At 39.0% G+C, this 15,539-nt stretch carries 17 protein-coding genes and 1 riboswitch; of the genes, 9 read left to right on the top strand and 8 right to left on the bottom strand.

Annotation, left to right across the window (positions count from 1 at the left end; genetic code table 11):
* Window positions 1–76: 76 nt before the first annotated feature.
* Complete coding sequence (locus MHH37_RS15080; RefSeq protein WP_342573664.1) at window positions 77–1,513, top strand: o-succinylbenzoate--CoA ligase; 1,437 nt, start codon at window positions 77–79, stop codon at window positions 1,511–1,513.
* 53 nt (window positions 1,514–1,566) lie between these two features.
* Here MHH37_RS15080 and MHH37_RS15075 read toward each other — a convergent pair whose 3' ends face one another.
* From MHH37_RS15075 to MHH37_RS15065, 3 genes are all read right to left on the bottom strand, one after another.
* Entirely contained in the window at window positions 1,567–2,562 is a 996-nt protein-coding gene (locus MHH37_RS15075; RefSeq protein ID WP_342573663.1) for a zinc ABC transporter substrate-binding protein, read from the bottom strand.
* Window positions 2,563–2,665: 103 nt separating this feature from the next.
* The gene (yidD, locus tag MHH37_RS15070) at window positions 2,666–2,899 is read right to left on the bottom strand and encodes a membrane protein insertion efficiency factor YidD (RefSeq protein WP_061550145.1); all 234 of its coding nucleotides are present in this window, start codon (window positions 2,897–2,899) and stop codon (window positions 2,666–2,668) included.
* A complete protein-coding gene (locus MHH37_RS15065; RefSeq protein ID WP_342573662.1) occupies window positions 2,896–3,054 on the bottom strand; it encodes a hypothetical protein in 159 nt (52 codons plus the stop codon). Before MHH37_RS15065 ends, yidD begins: the two co-directional genes overlap by 4 nt.
* Window positions 3,055–3,258: 204 nt before the next feature.
* On the opposite strand from MHH37_RS15065, the gene MHH37_RS15060 reads away from it, so the two are divergent.
* From MHH37_RS15060 to MHH37_RS15045, 4 genes are all read left to right on the top strand, one after another.
* Window positions 3,259–3,702, top strand: coding sequence for a DNA starvation/stationary phase protection protein (locus tag MHH37_RS15060; RefSeq protein WP_065215474.1), 444 nt, complete (start codon window positions 3,259–3,261; stop codon window positions 3,700–3,702).
* A gap of 128 nt (window positions 3,703–3,830) precedes the next feature.
* Window positions 3,831–4,139 (top strand): transposase, encoded by a 309-nt coding sequence (locus MHH37_RS15055; protein WP_342573661.1) that lies wholly within the window; start codon window positions 3,831–3,833, stop codon window positions 4,137–4,139.
* A 65-nt stretch (window positions 4,140–4,204) separates the two neighbouring features.
* Complete coding sequence (locus MHH37_RS15050) at window positions 4,205–4,672, top strand: NUDIX domain-containing protein (RefSeq protein ID WP_342573660.1); 468 nt, start codon at window positions 4,205–4,207, stop codon at window positions 4,670–4,672.
* A complete protein-coding gene (locus MHH37_RS15045) occupies window positions 4,656–5,459 on the top strand; it encodes a prolyl oligopeptidase family serine peptidase (RefSeq protein WP_342573659.1) in 804 nt (267 codons plus the stop codon). Before MHH37_RS15050 ends, MHH37_RS15045 begins: the two co-directional genes overlap by 17 nt.
* Window positions 5,460–5,570: 111 nt before the next feature.
* Here MHH37_RS15045 and pckA read toward each other — a convergent pair whose 3' ends face one another.
* Complete coding sequence (pckA, locus tag MHH37_RS15040) at window positions 5,571–7,157, bottom strand: phosphoenolpyruvate carboxykinase (ATP) (protein ID WP_342573658.1); 1,587 nt, start codon at window positions 7,155–7,157, stop codon at window positions 5,571–5,573.
* Between the two features lie 199 nt (window positions 7,158–7,356).
* Window positions 7,357–7,472: riboswitch (SAM riboswitch) on the top strand.
* 263 nt (window positions 7,473–7,735) lie between these two features.
* Between pckA and metK the strand changes: the two genes are divergently transcribed.
* Window positions 7,736–8,932 carry a methionine adenosyltransferase gene (metK, locus tag MHH37_RS15035; RefSeq protein ID WP_008408155.1) on the top strand — a complete coding sequence of 399 codons (1,197 nt, stop codon included), beginning with the start codon at window positions 7,736–7,738 and terminating at the stop codon, window positions 8,930–8,932.
* Between the two features lie 116 nt (window positions 8,933–9,048).
* On the opposite strand, the gene MHH37_RS15030 is transcribed toward metK, so the two are convergent.
* A complete protein-coding gene (locus tag MHH37_RS15030; protein WP_342573657.1) occupies window positions 9,049–9,561 on the bottom strand; it encodes a gamma carbonic anhydrase family protein in 513 nt (170 codons plus the stop codon).
* Window positions 9,562–9,814: 253 nt separating this feature from the next.
* On the opposite strand from MHH37_RS15030, the gene MHH37_RS15025 reads away from it, so the two are divergent.
* Both MHH37_RS15025 and MHH37_RS15020 read left to right on the top strand, forming a co-directional pair.
* Window positions 9,815–10,618, top strand: a complete 804-nt coding sequence (locus tag MHH37_RS15025; protein ID WP_342573656.1) for an alpha/beta hydrolase — start codon at window positions 9,815–9,817, stop codon at window positions 10,616–10,618.
* Window positions 10,619–10,749: 131 nt separating this feature from the next.
* Window positions 10,750–12,210, top strand: coding sequence for an alanine/glycine:cation symporter family protein (locus MHH37_RS15020; RefSeq protein ID WP_342573655.1), 1,461 nt, complete (start codon window positions 10,750–10,752; stop codon window positions 12,208–12,210).
* A gap of 21 nt (window positions 12,211–12,231) precedes the next feature.
* On the opposite strand, the gene MHH37_RS15015 is transcribed toward MHH37_RS15020, so the two are convergent.
* The 3 genes from MHH37_RS15015 to MHH37_RS15005 are packed head-to-tail and all read right to left on the bottom strand — an operon-like array spanning window position 12,232 to window position 14,221.
* Complete coding sequence (locus tag MHH37_RS15015; protein WP_342573654.1) at window positions 12,232–12,645, bottom strand: pyrimidine dimer DNA glycosylase/endonuclease V; 414 nt, start codon at window positions 12,643–12,645, stop codon at window positions 12,232–12,234.
* Window positions 12,646–12,686: 41 nt separating this feature from the next.
* Window positions 12,687–13,268: a class I SAM-dependent methyltransferase gene (locus MHH37_RS15010; protein WP_087618457.1), complete on the bottom strand. Its 582-nt coding sequence runs from the start codon at window positions 13,266–13,268 to the stop codon at window positions 12,687–12,689.
* Complete coding sequence (locus MHH37_RS15005) at window positions 13,265–14,221, bottom strand: TIGR01212 family radical SAM protein (protein WP_342573653.1); 957 nt, start codon at window positions 14,219–14,221, stop codon at window positions 13,265–13,267. Before MHH37_RS15005 ends, MHH37_RS15010 begins: the two co-directional genes overlap by 4 nt.
* Before the next feature lie 133 nt (window positions 14,222–14,354).
* Between MHH37_RS15005 and MHH37_RS15000 the strand changes: the two genes are divergently transcribed.
* Window positions 14,355–15,524 carry an MFS transporter gene (locus MHH37_RS15000; RefSeq protein WP_008408179.1) on the top strand — a complete coding sequence of 390 codons (1,170 nt, stop codon included), beginning with the start codon at window positions 14,355–14,357 and terminating at the stop codon, window positions 15,522–15,524.
* The last annotated feature ends 15 nt before the right edge of the window (window positions 15,525–15,539 follow it).

The following is a 15,539-nucleotide window of genomic DNA, read 5'->3' as shown; positions in this document are numbered from 1 at the left end:
TGTTCGTTATAATAATTCAAAAGGGATGTCCGAAAACTTTGGACATCCCTTTTCTTTACGATAGGAGGGAAAAAGGATGCAGCCAAACTGGATCAAGCAACGAGCCTATTTAACACCGAATCGGGTTGCACTGAGCTTTCATGACGAGCAATGGACGTTTAACGAGCTTTATTTACAGTCTGTTAGGTTAGCTTATAAATTAAATACACTACGTTTAACGAATGGAAAACGGGTGGCTATTTTAGCACCATCTACACCGCCTTTAATCGAACTGCTGTATGCATGTATGCAAGCACAATGCGAAATGGTACTGCTGAATGGCAGATTGGCAAAGCAGGAGCTTTCGTATCAAGTTGAAGATGCTGAAGTAGATGCGATATTAGTCGCAGATGAAGAGCTTGTCAAACTTCCTGATGATGACCGAATCATCCCATTTTCGAAGCTTTATAAGACAACGGAGTCTGAATATGATATTGCAGCACAGTGGAATGAGGATTTTGCTCTGACGATTATGTATACATCCGGGACGACCGGATTTCCGAAGGGAGTTTGCCAAACCGTTTCAAACCATAGTTCAAGTGCAATCAGCTCAGCATTGAATTTAGGCATTTCAGAGAAGGATACATGGCTTTGTACTGTTCCAATTTTTCATATAAGTGGTTTTTCGATTGTCGTCCGTTCATTGCTATATGGGATGAAAATACGTTTATATGAAAAATTTGATGCTAAAAAATGTGCACAGGAAATTATGGAAGGTACCGTTACGAAAATGTCAGTCGTTTCGGTCATCCTCGAAAATATACTTTCCGAAATGGAGCAGGCTGGTAAAAAAGCACATCCCAATTTCACAGTCGCATTAGCAGGTGGCGGTCCAGTACCGATCGATTATTTAAAACGTTCAGAAGAACTGGACTTGCGTGTTGCCCAAACTTACGGTATGACAGAAACGTCTTCGCAAACCGCTACACTGGCAAACGAGGATGCAATGACACATATCGGATCTGCCGGTAAGCCGCTGTTTTTCAATGAAATTAAAATTGATGCAAAAGACGGGGAGTCCATTGGTGAAATATTAATCCGCGGACCTCATGTCACGCCGAAATATATTGGCCGCTTTAAAGACAAACCGACAACCATCAATGGCTGGCTTCATACAGGAGATGTTGGTTATTTGGATGAACAAGGGTATCTATTTGTCGTTGATCGTCGCAGTGATTTAATTATTTCAGGCGGAGAAAATATTTATCCGGCTGAAATTGAAAATTTATTGCTCGGTCACCCGAACGTAAAAGAGGCGGGTGTTTGCGGTATGGAGCATGACAAATGGGGGCAAGTCCCTGTTGCCTTTATTGTTGCAAAAGAACAGATGACAGATCAAGAAATCATTGGATTTTGCAAACAGCACTTAGCAAATTATAAAGTTCCGAAACATGTTCACTTCGTCAGTCATTTACCTCGAAGCGGTTCCAATAAACTGCTAAGAAGAAAGTTGATGCAACTGCTGGAAGAGTGATGAGGAGATAAAGAAGGTCCAAGCATTCATTATGCTTGGACCTTTTTATATAATTAATTGCTCAAAGCTTGCTTGAGAACATCCATATTTTTACGCATTAACGTAAAGTAGTCTTCATTGTTTTGGATATCTTCCTTCGTTAAAACACTTAAATTATGCAATGTTAACGTTTCTGCATTAACTTCCTTTTGAATAATTTCCGTTAATTTTGAAGAAACGTTTTGTTCAAAGAAAATATACTGGATATTTTCTTTATTTGCTAAATCAACTATTGCCGTTAATTCCTTTTGTGAAGGCTCACTTTGCGAATTTAAACCAGCTACAGGTACTTGATTGAAGCCGTAATGTCCCGCAATGTAGCCGAATGCTGCATGCGATACAAAGAATGTTTTTTTCGTAGTAGTTGCAGCCATTTCTTCAAAGTCTGAGTGCAATGCCGCAAGATCTGTTACTAATTGCTCGTAGTTTGAATTGAATGTTGCTTCGTGTTCCGGTAAGGCTTTAACTAGTTCATCTTTAATCGTTAAAGCTAACTGCTGTGAAATAATTGGGGATAACCATACATGGGCATCGTGTTCTTCGTGTGCGTGTTCTTCTTCATGTCCGTGGTCATCATGTTCCTCATGCTCCTCATGCTCAGCGTGTGTATGTCCTGTGGAAATATGAAGCTGATCTTCCGTTACATTGGCAGCAGTAGCAACTAATTTTACGTCTTCATTTGCCAAAGTCTTTTGCGCATTTTCAACAAAACCTTCTAAACCAAGACCAATGTAGAAAAATAAATCTGCATCTGCTAACGCCATCATATCTTTTTGAGTTGGTTCAAACGAATGTTCATTTGCACCTGCAGGATAAATGGAAGAAACATCAACAAACTCTCCACCGATTTGTTCCGTGAAATACTGCAATGGGTAAACGGTTGTATAAACAGAAAGGGCATCTTCCTTTTGCTGTGATTCGTTTGTGTCTTTTTTCGTATCATCTGCATTGCAGGCAGCTAATAATAAAACAAGTGTAAACATCGAAATGATTGAAAACCATTTTTTCATTAATTGAATCTCCTTAAATAGTAATTATTACGATTTGTATTTTTGAACATTTTAAATCATACAGGATTTAATAAAAAAAAACAATAAAAAAAGCCTTCGAAAGTTATTTTTTTTTCGAAGGCCATTTTTCTGGAACAGGATCGAAGCCACCAGGATGAAGCGGCTGACATTTTATGATTCGAATGAGCGTCATGATCGATCCTTTTATTGCACCATGTTTTTGAATTGCTTCAATTCCATAGCTCGAACAAGTCGGGTGGAACCGGCAAGATGGTGGCGTCATAGGCGAAATATATTTTTGGTAAAGACGAATTAATCCTATAAATAGTTTTTTCATTCCTGATTTTGCTCTCCATTTTTATAAGTCCGAATTGGTTTGGAATCAACGGTTTGCTTTAATGATACGCTGTTTTTCCGGGCAAGTAAAATAATAGAGAATGCAAAAATACTCATTATCGTTAAGATAATAATCAATACAATAGGTAAGCTCATTTTTTTCACCTCATCTTTCCATTTTACAGGAAAAAACTGCGGTGAGTGTGAAGATTGATTGAACTAAATGTTTTAAGAAGTCGGATAACGGATATAATACAAGCAATGATACATTTCTAAAAATATAAGCAATAGAAAGATTTTATATCAGGATTAAAATTTCGTTATCGAAGTTTTAAATATAATTTATGAGGTGAAGGACAAATGGCAAAGAAACAATTAAACACACAATTAAATGATTTAGTAGCAACATGGTCGGTAATGTACACGAAGTTACATAATTACCACTGGTATGTAAACGGACCATCATTCTTTACATTACACGTCAAATTTGAAGAGCTTTACAACGAAGTAACTTTAAATTTAGATGAAATTGCAGAACGTATTTTAACGAAGGGCGGCAAGCCTGTAGCAACATTAAAGGAACATTTAGAGCTTTCTCTAATTGAAGAGGCTTCAGGAAAAGAAGAAACAGAGGAAATGGTTTCTAGATTAATCGAAGACTTCAAAACAATTATGGGAGCTTTAAATAAGGCAATGGAAACAGCTTCAGAAGAAGGCGATGACCGTACAGAGGATTTACTGAATGCTCAATTCCAAAGCCTTGAAAAGCATACATGGATGTTAAATGCTTATTTAGGCAACTAATATTGTATAAAACGACTCCGTTTTGGGGTCGTTTTTTTATTGATCATTTGATGGAATGACTGCACGATATATGCTTCCGATGTATAAATGATTTTATTGCAGTCCACCTTAAATATGAGGTGAGAATAATGGAAAAAAATAATGTTTATGTATCCGTTGCCAATTTAACATGCAATTTGCATCCTGGATCTTCGTATGAATTTGTTTTAAAAATGGAACCGCAAAAGGCCCGTGTATTTATGAAGCTGTTCGATCAGATGCAACATCTAGAAGCGTCAAATGCTTTCCGTGCACATATGCCGTTTATTCCATATCATTTGGACAGATTAAATCATGAAATCGACCACCGACTTAAAAAGGTATATGCCCTGATACATGAATTTGGAGACGAGGAAGCGAAAAAGTTCGTCGAGCAACTACCATACTTTACTCGATAATTAGGCGATTTGATTGAACCGTAGACATCTGTTCGTTACACTAATAAGAGGAGTTGAGCGAAAAGATGTTTACATTTATCGATGAAAATAATTTAAAAGTAGATTTAAGATTTGATGAAGGTCCTTTCGAAGTTGAACCGAAGCATGTATTGGCCCTTGTACAATATGAAGGGAAATGGTTATGTACGATTCATCACCGTCGTGGTGTTGAGTTTCCCGGAGGCAAGCAGGAGCCTGGAGAGACATTATACCAAGCGGCTATCCGTGAAGTTTATGAAGAAGCAAATGTTGTAATAGAAGATGTAAAATGGTTTGCCTACTACATCGTGCATGATGACATTCCCTTTTGCAAAGCGGTTTTTACTGCCAAAGTAAAGGACATTGAACCTTTTACAGGAGATTATGAAACAGAAGGCATGTTATGGCTGACAGAAGAGGATTTGTGGAAGCAGCCGAATTTAAGTTTCTATATGCGGGATGCAGGAATGAAAAAGATGTTGCAGGAAGTGAAAAATCATGAACGACAATGGTAAGATTTTTTCGATACGCAATTACCCATCACCGAATCCCCATATCCGATTAGATGAAATTACGTATTGGTCACAAGGCCTGCGTGTAAAAGGATTATTGGCACGTCCCAAAGCGGCTGGTACATATGAAGCGCTTTTATATTTGCGTGGGGGGCTCCAATCAATCGGTATGGTGAGACCGGCACGTATTGCCCAATTTGCGATGCAAGGCTTTGTAGTATTTGCTCCGTACTATCGCGGAAATCGCGGGGGAGAGGGTAAGGATGAATTTGCTGGTGATGACCGTTATGATGCAATTAACGGTATAGAAGTACTGAAGCAGTTTATTCAAGTGGACAAAGTGAATTTGTATGGTTTTTCCCGTGGTGGATTAATGGTATTGTGGACAGCGATTTTACGTGATGATATTAAATCGCTCGTAACATGGGCAGGTGTATCGGATGCGACAGCAACATATTGGGAGCGGGTGGATATGCGGCGCGGCTTGAAAAGGATTGTTGGCGGTACACCAAATAAAGTACCGGAAAACTATGATGACCGGACACCACTACTTGAAATCGAAAAACTTCAAACTCCGGTACTCATTATTCATGGTACAGAAGATCAGCATGTGGATATTGAGCATGCCTATAAACTAGAGCAGTACTTAAAAAAGGAAGGAAAATCTGTTGAGACATGGTTCTCATCCGGATTAAAGCATCACTATCCTCCAAACTTGAACCGTGACACTGTGAAAAACTTATGTGATTGGATGAAACGCCAAGAAAGTAAGAAGTCTGGACAGAACTAGGAAACAAAATTAATAAGGGAAAACCTTATTTTATACAAAGTAAAAACAGCATTTTCCCCATAGAGGAAAATGCTGTTTATTTTTGATTGAATAAAGTTGGTAATTAGTAAATTATACTAATGGGCCGCCTTTTTGAACGATTGCTTCATCAACATTCTCGAATTTCGTGAAGTTATTTTTGAACAGATCAGCAAGTTCAGCAGATTTTTTGTCATATGCAGCTTTATCTGCCCATGCATCACGAGGATTTAATACGCTAGATGGTACACCTTCAACGGCTACTGGAATGTTTAATCCAAATACTGCATCTTGAGTTGTCTCAACGTTATTTAATTTACCATCGATTGCAGCACGAACCATTGCACGTGTATAAGAAAGCTTCATACGGCTGCCTACACCATATTCGCCACCAGTCCAACCAGTGTTTACTAGGAAAACTTGTGAACCATGCTCATCAATTTTCTTACCTAATTGCTCTGCATAAACTGTTGCAGCAAGCGGTAGGAATGGAGAACCGAAGCATGTAGAGAATACTGGTTCTGGCTCTGTTACACCACGTTCTGTGCCGGCAAGTTTTGATGTGAAACCACTTAGGAAGTGATACATTGCCTGCTCTTTTGTCAATTTAGAAATAGGAGGTAATACACCAAATGCATCGGCTGTTAAGAAGACGATTGTATTTGGATGACCTGCTACTGATGGTAACACAATATTGTCGATATAGTCGATTGGGTAAGCGACACGTGTATTTTCTGTTAATGAACCGTCAGCATAGTCGCATTCGCGTGTTTCAGGATCTACCGCAACGTTTTCCAGTACTGAACCAAAGCGAATTGCATTATAAATTTCCGGCTCATTTTCAGCAGATAGGTTGATTGTTTTTGCATAGCATCCACCTTCAATGTTGAATACGCCGTTATCAGACCAGCCGTGCTCATCGTCACCGATTAATTTACGATCTTTATCAGCAGATAAAGTTGTTTTTCCCGTACCAGATAGACCGAAGAATAATGCAACATCGCCACCTTCACCAACATTTGCAGAGCAATGCATTGGGAAGATACCTTGTTCAGGCAATAAGTAGTTCATAATACCGAAGATTGACTTCTTCATTTCACCTGCGTACTCAGTTCCGCCGATTAAGATGATTTTCTTTTCAATAGATGTTATAATGAATGTTTCCGATCCTGTACCGTCTACTTCAGGATCTGCTTTGAAGTTTGGCGCAGATACGATTGTAAACTCGGCAACATGTTTAGCCAATTCGTCTGCTGTTGGGCGGATGAACAATTGATGACAGAATAGATTATGCCAAGCATATTCATTAATTACTTTAATGGATAATTGAGACTCTTTGTCTGCACCTGCAAAACCGTTGAATACATATAACTCGTCACGTTCTTTTAAGTAATTAACAACTTTCACATAAAGTTTATCAAATACCTCTGCAGAAATCGGACGGTTAACTTTGCCCCAATCGATTTTATTGTTGCAAATTTCTTCTTTTACTATATATTTATCTTTTGGAGAACGGCCAGTGTATTTTCCTGTTTGGGCACGTAATGCGCCTTCAACAGTCAGCACGGCTTCTCCGCGTGATGTAGCTTTTTCAACTAATTGTGGAACAGATAATTGAGTTTTGATGTTTTCCCCGTTTAAAAGTTCTTTCAGCTCGTTAGCAATTTCTACCGAATTCATCTATTAAATACCATCCTTTTTTATAGTATTCCCTTATAGAGGGGAGTTGATTCCTAATTCAAAAATAGTATAACACATTAAGTGAAATAATCTATACTAATTGCAAATTATTTTTTCCGGAATTTTAAACATTGCGAAATACGTCAAAATTTGTTGACAGCACTTGTTTTTTTGCGTAAGATGTTTAATTGAACGGATACTCTTATCCCGAGCTGGTGGAGGGGCAGGCCCTATGAAACCCGGCAACCTGCGTATATTTTATACGTGTTGGTGCCAACCTGATGCAAGGGCAAAAATTCCCTTGAACGATAAGAGTGAAAGGTAACGAAACGTAATATCCTTTCCTCACGTGTGATGAACACGGCTATGAGAGAAAGGATTTTTTTTATTTTGTTTTACAATTTCGTGCTGAGCGAAAATTATATAGTTACAGCCTTTCAGACCCTCGTGTTAAAGCAAATATAGCTTGACGTTAAAAGGTAGATACGCATTTGCGTAATTGCTTTATATAACGGACATGGGTAATGAGTACCGTATCAATAAAAAACAATTGCCAAAGTGATTTAGGAGGAAATGACATGACAAATCGTCGACTGTTTACATCAGAAAGTGTAACGGAAGGACATCCGGATAAAATTTGTGACCAAATTTCGGATGCCATTTTAGACGCTATTTTAGCTGCAGATCCAAATGCACGTGTAGCTTGTGAAACTACGGTAACAACAGGCTTAGTATTAGTATCTGGTGAGATTACAACTTCTACTTATGTAGATATGAAAGGAATTATCCGCGATACAGTGGCAGAAATCGGCTACACACGCGGTAAGTACGGCTTTGATGCGGAAAACCTTGCAGTACTAGTAGCAGTAGGAGAGCAATCACCTGACATTGCACAAGGTGTTGACCAAGCATTGGAAGCGCGTGAAGGTTCAATGACAGATGATGAACTGGAAGCAATCGGTGCAGGCGACCAAGGATTAATGTTCGGCTATGCATGTAACGAAACACCGGAATTAATGCCGATGCCAATTTCTTTAGCTCATAAATTAGCACGTCGTTTAACAGAAGTACGTAAATCAGGAGAATTGGAATATTTACGTCCGGATGGTAAAACACAAGTAACAATCGAATATGATGAAAACAATGAACCTGTTCGTGTGGATACAATCGTTATTTCAACACAGCATGATGAAGAAGCAACATTAGAACAAATTCAAACAGATATTAAAGAGCACGTTATTAAACCGGTTGTTCCTGCTCAATTATTGGATGAAGCAACAAAATACTTCATCAACCCAACAGGTCGTTTCGTAATCGGCGGACCTAAAGGGGATGCAGGTCTTACAGGTCGTAAAATTATTGTTGATACTTACGGCGGCTATGCGCGTCATGGTGGCGGAGCATTCTCCGGTAAGGATGCGACAAAAGTTGACCGCTCTGCAGCATATGCAGCACGTTATGTTGCTAAAAACATTGTAGCAGCTGGCCTAGCTGACCGTGCTGAAGTGCAACTGGCGTATGCAATCGGTGTTGCACAACCTGTATCAATCGCGGTTGATACATTCGGTACAGGAAAAGTAGAAGAATCAAAAATCGTGAACTGGGTACGTGAGCTATTTGATTTACGTCCTGCGGGCATTATTAAAATGCTTGATTTACGTCGTCCGATTTATAAGCAAACAGCAGCATACGGACATTTCGGTCGCACAGATTTAAATGTGCCATGGGAAAGTACGGATAAAGCGGCTGAATTGAAAGCTAAAGCAGGAATTTAATATAATAAAAAGGAGCATCCAGTTTAATGGATAGCTCCTTTTTTATGATCTCATATAAGATTTCTTTTTAATGAGGTATAGATTTGTAAGATTCAAAGAGGGGAATGACTGTTAAATTATTTTTGAAGTGATTTATAGTATTGCCCTTTTGCCACATATTCAGAAATTATCCGATCCATATCTGCGCGATCTTCTGCTGTCACTTCACGTACGACTTTTGCTGGGCGACCCATCGCTAAACAATTGGGAGGAATCACTTTTCCCGGTGGTACAAGACTGCCGGCACCAATAAATGCACCCTCGCCTATAACGGCCCCGTCCAGTATGATGGAACCCATACCAACTAAAGCGCGGTTTTTAATTGTACAGCTATGTAATGTAACTTGATGACCTACTGTTACTTCGTCTTCAATAATGAGAGGGGCAGCGGGACTTTGGTGAAGGCAGCTCAAATCCTGGATACTGACACGGTCACCAATTATAGTTTTGTTTACATCGCCACGAATTACCGTGTTAAACCAAATTGAAGTTTCGGCACCGATTGTTACATCACCGGTAATTGTGGCATAGTCTGCAATGAATGCAGAAGGGTGAATCGTTGGTATTTTATCCTTATAAGGGTAAATCATGTGCATTTCCTCATTTCTTCTATAAAATTGTAGATAAATCTATAGATATCGTAACAAAACGTGAAGATTTTTCAATTAACATTTCTTTTAGAACGGAATGTATTATAATTATACAAATAAATAGTAATATAATGTTGCCGATGTTAAAGAAGGTGCAATATCGTAATTTTTTGATACTCGGCAAATTCATTCCTGATTTTAAGGATCACGTGTTTATGTCATAAAAATATTTTATATGTAAGGAGTATTGGCCATGTGGAAATGGGAAACAGAGCAACAACCAAAAGCCGTAGTCGTTATTCTTCATAGCGCATATGAACATCATCGGTGGTACGCATGGTTAATCGAAAAATTCCGCAGTTCACACTTTCATGTTGTAATGGGGGATTTACCGGGACATGGAGAGCAAGGAAAGTATACAACGTATCATGATGAGGATTTTAAAGAATATTATAAGTATACAAAAGTATTATTGAAAGTGGCACTGGAATATAACGTACCGCTTTTTATCGTAGGAAATGGCCTAGGGGCTGCAATAGCTACGTATGTACTCCAGAACAATAAAATAGAATGTGCGGGTGTTGTTTTAGCATCCCCCTGGTTTAATTTAAAGCTGGCACCGGGAAAATTGTCGAATGCTTTATCAAGCTTCAGCGCCATTACATCGAATGTTAAGCTGAAACATGAGTTGGAGCCTCACCATCTTACACGGAACACAGATGTGTTAATGGAGCTAAAAGAACAATTACCGTTGACGAGTATGGTGACGGTAAAATGGTATCGCGACTGGCAGCAAATGGCGCGGACAATCCGTAACCCTGAATTGAAATTTCCGGATATCCCCGTATTATTAATGACGGGTGAAAATGATAAAGTTACAGACATTAGTACATCAAAGAAATGGATAACAGAGCATACGCTTTCCGAGTTTCACTATAAGCAATGGAAAGGTTGTCTCCACAGCCTTTATTTTGAAGTGGAACGGGAAGATGTCTTTCAATATACAATAGACTATATTAATAATGTTTTAAGAGATTTAGGATATATAATAGAGTAGAAATAAACCTAACAAAATCATACTTTGTTAGGTTTATTTTATTCTCAGTAAAAAAATATATCGAAATTTTTGAATATTTGTAATATACTAAATTTCAAATTAATACATTATTTCAACAAGGGGGGTATAGTATGGATTTTTTGAATGATTTTGTAGGATGGGCCAACAATATATTATGGGGTCCTGTCATGATTTATGGTATTTTAATCGTTGGTCTGTTTTTCTCTATCCTTACAAAGTTCGCGCAAGTCCGGTTAATTAAAGACATGTTCATACTCATGTTCAAAGGCGAAAAGTCTGATGCTGGCGTATCTTCATTCCAGGCCATGTCGATTGCTCTGTCGGGTCGTGTCGGTACAGGTAATATTGTCGGGACGGCTTCAGCAATTGCTTTTGGTGGTCCTGGAGCAGTGTTCTGGATGTGGGTTACAGCATTTATCGGCGCATCAACAGCGTACATGGAATCGACGCTGGCTCAGATTTACAAAGAGAAAAAAGATGGGCAATATCGCGGGGGTCCGGCGTTCTACATTGAAAAAACAACAGGAATTCGTGCATTAGGTATTATTTTTGCAATTGCGATGATTGCATCTGTTGCTTTTTTAATGCCTGGTGTTCAGGCGAATGCCATTGCAGGTGCGGTTGATAATGCATTCGGTATCGAACCATGGATTACGGGTTTAGTTACGATTCTTTTATTAGCGGTCATTATTTTTGGTGGTGTTAAACGTATTGCGAACACAGCACAAATTTTAGTTCCGTTCATGGCATTAGCGTATTTATTAGTTGCCGGCATTATTATTATTATGAATATTACAGCAGTGCCTGAAGTGTTAGGATTAATTTTCCGCAGTGCGTTTGCGGCAGATGCGGTATTTGGCGGGATGATTGGTAGCGCTATTTTCTGGGGTGTAAAACGTGCTATCTATTCAAACGAAGCAGGGCAGGGTACTGGTGCACATCCAGCGGCAGCTGCAGAAGTATCACATCCGGCAAAACAAGGTTTAGTGCAGGCAGCATCAATTTATATTGATACATTATTAGTATGTTCTGCAACAGCATTGATGATTTTATTCATGGGTACATACAATGTCCATGAGGGTAGCCAAGATGGAGCGCTGATCGAAGCAAAAATGGATGAGACAATAACGTATTCAGGCTTTACGCAAGCAGCGGTAAACGATGCGTTCCCATCTTTAAATAACTTTGGTTCGGGGTTTGTAGCGATTGCATTGTTCTTCTTTGCCTTTACAACTTTAATGGCATATTACTATATTGCTGAAACGAATGTTTCGTATATGTTTAATGGTAAGGCAAGACGAATCGGGATATTGTTAATGAAATTCATATTATTGGCTTCGGCATTTTACGGAACAGTTAAAACATCCGATTTAGCTTGGGCATTCGGTGACGTTGGTTTAGGATTAACGGTTTGGATTAACGTAATTATGCTATTATTCATTATGAAGCCTGCCCTCATTGCGTTGAAGGATTATGAGCAACAGAAAAAAGAAGGAAAAGACCCAGTATTTGATCCGAAAAAACTCGGAATTAAAAATGCTGATTTCTGGGAGACATATAAGAAAGATTAATAGATTAAAAGGAGCAGCTAGTTAAAAAGCTGCTCCTTTTTTTATGGAATAATACTGATGTAGTGCCTCAAATTGTTCCGTAGTAAAATCTTTTTGTCCGCGAATATATTTTTCATATAAATTATAGTAGCAAATCGTTAAATACTCATCATTATGGTGGCGGCTGTATGGCGGATAGTATTCATTTTCAGACAAACGAAAATCGGCAAAATAACGATCCATCTTATCAATCGTACGAATTGTAATGTTTCTGGCGCGCATTTCCTTCAGAACAATTTGCGTATAAATATATAAATCCACTTTTGGGTATTCATAAATATAATTGATTAATACATGTTTGTCTTCCTTCACGAAAATGCTGTTCAACTCGCGCCACTGGGCAAGCAGCTGACTTTTCGGAATAAAGGGAATTAACTCGGTATGCCATAAACGCATCATTTCACCTCATTAAGGATATGAAAAAGAGCTAAGAAAACTTAGCCCTCTATCGGAAATTCTTTTACTTTTTCTAATGCAATGATAAACGGAGGATCATTTTTCTGATTCATAAATTCATAGCGCAGAACATGTACATGTTTTTGCGGTAAATCACTTACATAGCGGATCACTTCATCGCGCTCGTTTTTTCCGCCTTCGTGACCGTGATAGACGACTAAAACGATCATTCCTCCGACTTTTAACAGCTTTAACAAACTTTCGATCGCTTGGATCGTAGTATTCGGCTTTGTCACAATTTCATGATTGCTGCCGGGCAAATAGCCAAGATTGAAAATTGCTGCTGATACGGGTTTATGAATATAGTTTGCTACATTTTCATGTCCGTCTTTTAAAACAATAGCCCGATGCTCGAGTGCATTGTCGAGCAGACGGTGTAATGTCGCATCAACCGCTTCTTTTTGCACATCAAAAGCATATACATAGCCGTCATCCCCAACGAGATTTGCTAAAAAAAGAGTATCATGTCCATTTCCAGCTGTTGCATCGACCGCAATATCACCCTCGGAAACCGACATTTCCAATAATGTTTGGGCATATTGAAGAACACGTTCTAATTTCATTTGGACACTTCCGCCTTATAAAACTTCCCTTGATAAGAACCTCTACGTTCCAACTCTGCATCAATTCCATTCAAAACTTCCCATTTGTTGACAGACCACATTGGGCCGATCATTAAATCGATTGGACCATCACCTGTAATTCGGTGGACGATCATTTCAGGTGGAATAATTTCAAGCTGATCTGCTACAAGCTGAATATAAGCATCTTTTTCCATAAACTCCAGCATACCTTTTTCATATTGCTTCACGAGCGGTGTTCCTTTTAAAAGGTGCAGCAGATGGATTTTGATACCTTGGACATCGAGCTTTGCCACTTCACGGGCCGTTTCCATCATCATATCGTAATTCTCTAAAGGCAATCCGTTAATAATATGTGTCACGACACGAATGCCATGCTTGCGCAATTTATTAACCCCTTCCACATATGTCGCATAATCATGTGCACGGTTAATTAAATTGGCCGTTTTTTCATGAACCGTTTGAAGTCCCAGCTCTACCCATAAATACGTGCGTTCATTTAACTCTGCCAAATATTCTACAACTTCGTCCGGCAGGCAATCTGGACGCGTTGCGATTGAAAGGCCCATTACTCCTTCACAGGCTAGCGCTGCTTCGAACTTTTCCTTTAATACTTCAAGTGGAGCGTGTGTATTTGTATACGCTTGGAAGTAGGCCATTGTTAAGCCGTCTTTCCATTTGTTCTCCATTTTTGCTTTGATCTTTTCGAACTGTACGGGAATCGGATCAACTTTACTGCCCGCAAAGTCACCAGAACCAGCTGCTGAACAAAATGTACAACCGCCAAAAGCGACTGTCCCATCACGGTTTGGACAATCAAACCCTGCATCCAAAGCGACTTTGTATACTTTCTTGCCGAATTCATTTCGTAAATAGCGATTCCATGTATAATAACGTTTCCCATCTGACGGGAAAGGAAAATTTGTTTCTGTCATTCCTTGTTCACTCCTCTAACGTATTATTCTAACATGGACAGAACATCGTGTCCTAATAGAAATCTTTTTCTTGTACAAATTCCTGTTAAAGAATAAACTAGTAAATTGAGCAAATATTGAAGGAGGAAAGTGAGTGCCGAAACAAGTATGGCTATTAATTATTGGTACATTCGTAAATACGGTCGGAAATTCGTTTTTATGGCCTTTAAATAGTATTTATATTCATGATCATTTAGGGAAATCCTTAACTACCGCTGGAATTGTCCTTATGTTAAATTCATTGGCAGGTGTTTTCGGCAATCTAGTAGGCGGTTACTTATTTGATAAATTAGGTGGCTATAAAGCAATTTTAATTGGGGTTGTATTCAATTTATTGTCAATCACACTATTAACGATTTGGCATGATTGGCCACAATACATCATATTTTTAACGATGATGGGCTTTAGTGGAGGGATTGTGTACCCGGCGATTTATGCGATTGCAGGGAGTGCCTGGCCAGAAGGAGGTCGACGTGCTTTTAACTCGATCTTTTTGGCAAACAACGTAGGGGTCGCGATCGGCCCGGCATTGGCTGGCATTGTTGCCGATATTAAGTTTGACTATGTATTTAGTGCGAATCTATTTTTCTATGCTGTATTTTTTGTACTTGTCATCACAACATATAAGCGTTTTGATATGAAGGGACTGACAACAAAACCTTTCTCAGGTAATGAGACAAAAAGAAGAAACAGAGGGCCGATTGTGGCGCTTAGTATATTAAGTATATCTTTAATCGTCTGCTGGTTAAGCTACTCCCAATGGAGCGCGACCATTTCTTCTTATACACAAGGATTAGGAATGAGCCTGTCCGAATACAGTTTACTCTGGACAATCAACGGCTTTATGATCGTTGCTGTTCAGCCGATTATCCGTCCGCTTGTTACACGTTGGGAAAACAAAATAAAGCATCAGCTGGTGCTTGGGCTGATATTGATGTCGCTATCTTATATCGTCGTTTATTTTGCCCAGGACTTTAAGATGTTTGCTGCAGCGATGGTCATTTTGACATTTGGGGAAGTGTTCTTCACACCGGTCATTCCGATGATTGCCAATAAACTGGCACCTCATGGACAAGAAGGTTTTTATCAAGGGCTCGTCAATAGTGCATCGACAATTGGGCGGATGATTGGGCCTGTGTTTGGCGGGTTAATGGTAGATTTATATGGCATGCAAATATTAATGCTTATATTATCGGTACTAATTATCGTTGCCATTATTCCATGTCTGGTCTTTGATCGTACGCTAGGAAAAGAACAAACATAAAACAGTTACTTGTGC

This window comes from Solibacillus sp. FSL K6-1781, from assembly GCF_038630735.1.
GTDB classification, from domain to species: domain Bacteria; phylum Bacillota; class Bacilli; order Bacillales_A; family Planococcaceae; genus Solibacillus; species Solibacillus silvestris.
Note: the sequence above shows the minus strand (reverse complement) of the source record. Positions and strands in the feature narration are given on the sequence as shown.

Excerpts from the sequence above, each read along its gene's own strand:
- MHH37_RS15045 (WP_342573659.1), top strand. The coding sequence starts at position 4,656 with ATGAACGACAATGGTAAGATTTTTTCGATACGCAATTACCCATCACCG.
- MHH37_RS15060 (WP_065215474.1), top strand. The coding sequence starts at position 3,259 with ATGGCAAAGAAACAATTAAACACACAATTAAATGATTTAGTAGCAACA.
- MHH37_RS15065 (WP_342573662.1), bottom strand. The coding sequence starts at position 3,054 with ATGAGCTTACCTATTGTATTGATTATTATCTTAACGATAATGAGTATT.
- MHH37_RS15010 (WP_087618457.1), bottom strand. The coding sequence starts at position 13,268 with ATGAAATTAGAACGTGTTCTTCAATATGCCCAAACATTATTGGAAATG.
- MHH37_RS15005 (WP_342573653.1), bottom strand. The coding sequence starts at position 14,221 with ATGACAGAAACAAATTTTCCTTTCCCGTCAGATGGGAAACGTTATTAT.
- MHH37_RS15015 (WP_342573654.1), bottom strand. The coding sequence starts at position 12,645 with ATGCGTTTATGGCATACCGAGTTAATTCCCTTTATTCCGAAAAGTCAG.
- MHH37_RS15025 (WP_342573656.1), top strand. The coding sequence starts at position 9,815 with ATGTGGAAATGGGAAACAGAGCAACAACCAAAAGCCGTAGTCGTTATT.
- metK (WP_008408155.1), top strand. The coding sequence starts at position 7,736 with ATGACAAATCGTCGACTGTTTACATCAGAAAGTGTAACGGAAGGACAT.
- yidD (WP_061550145.1), bottom strand. The coding sequence starts at position 2,899 with ATGAAAAAACTATTTATAGGATTAATTCGTCTTTACCAAAAATATATT.
- MHH37_RS15080 (WP_342573664.1), top strand. The coding sequence starts at position 77 with ATGCAGCCAAACTGGATCAAGCAACGAGCCTATTTAACACCGAATCGG.
- pckA (WP_342573658.1), bottom strand. The coding sequence starts at position 7,157 with ATGAATTCGGTAGAAATTGCTAACGAGCTGAAAGAACTTTTAAACGGG.
- MHH37_RS15075 (WP_342573663.1), bottom strand. The coding sequence starts at position 2,562 with ATGAAAAAATGGTTTTCAATCATTTCGATGTTTACACTTGTTTTATTA.
- MHH37_RS15055 (WP_342573661.1), top strand. The coding sequence starts at position 3,831 with ATGGAAAAAAATAATGTTTATGTATCCGTTGCCAATTTAACATGCAAT.
- MHH37_RS15050 (WP_342573660.1), top strand. The coding sequence starts at position 4,205 with ATGTTTACATTTATCGATGAAAATAATTTAAAAGTAGATTTAAGATTT.
- MHH37_RS15030 (WP_342573657.1), bottom strand. The coding sequence starts at position 9,561 with ATGATTTACCCTTATAAGGATAAAATACCAACGATTCACCCTTCTGCA.
- MHH37_RS15020 (WP_342573655.1), top strand. The coding sequence starts at position 10,750 with ATGGATTTTTTGAATGATTTTGTAGGATGGGCCAACAATATATTATGG.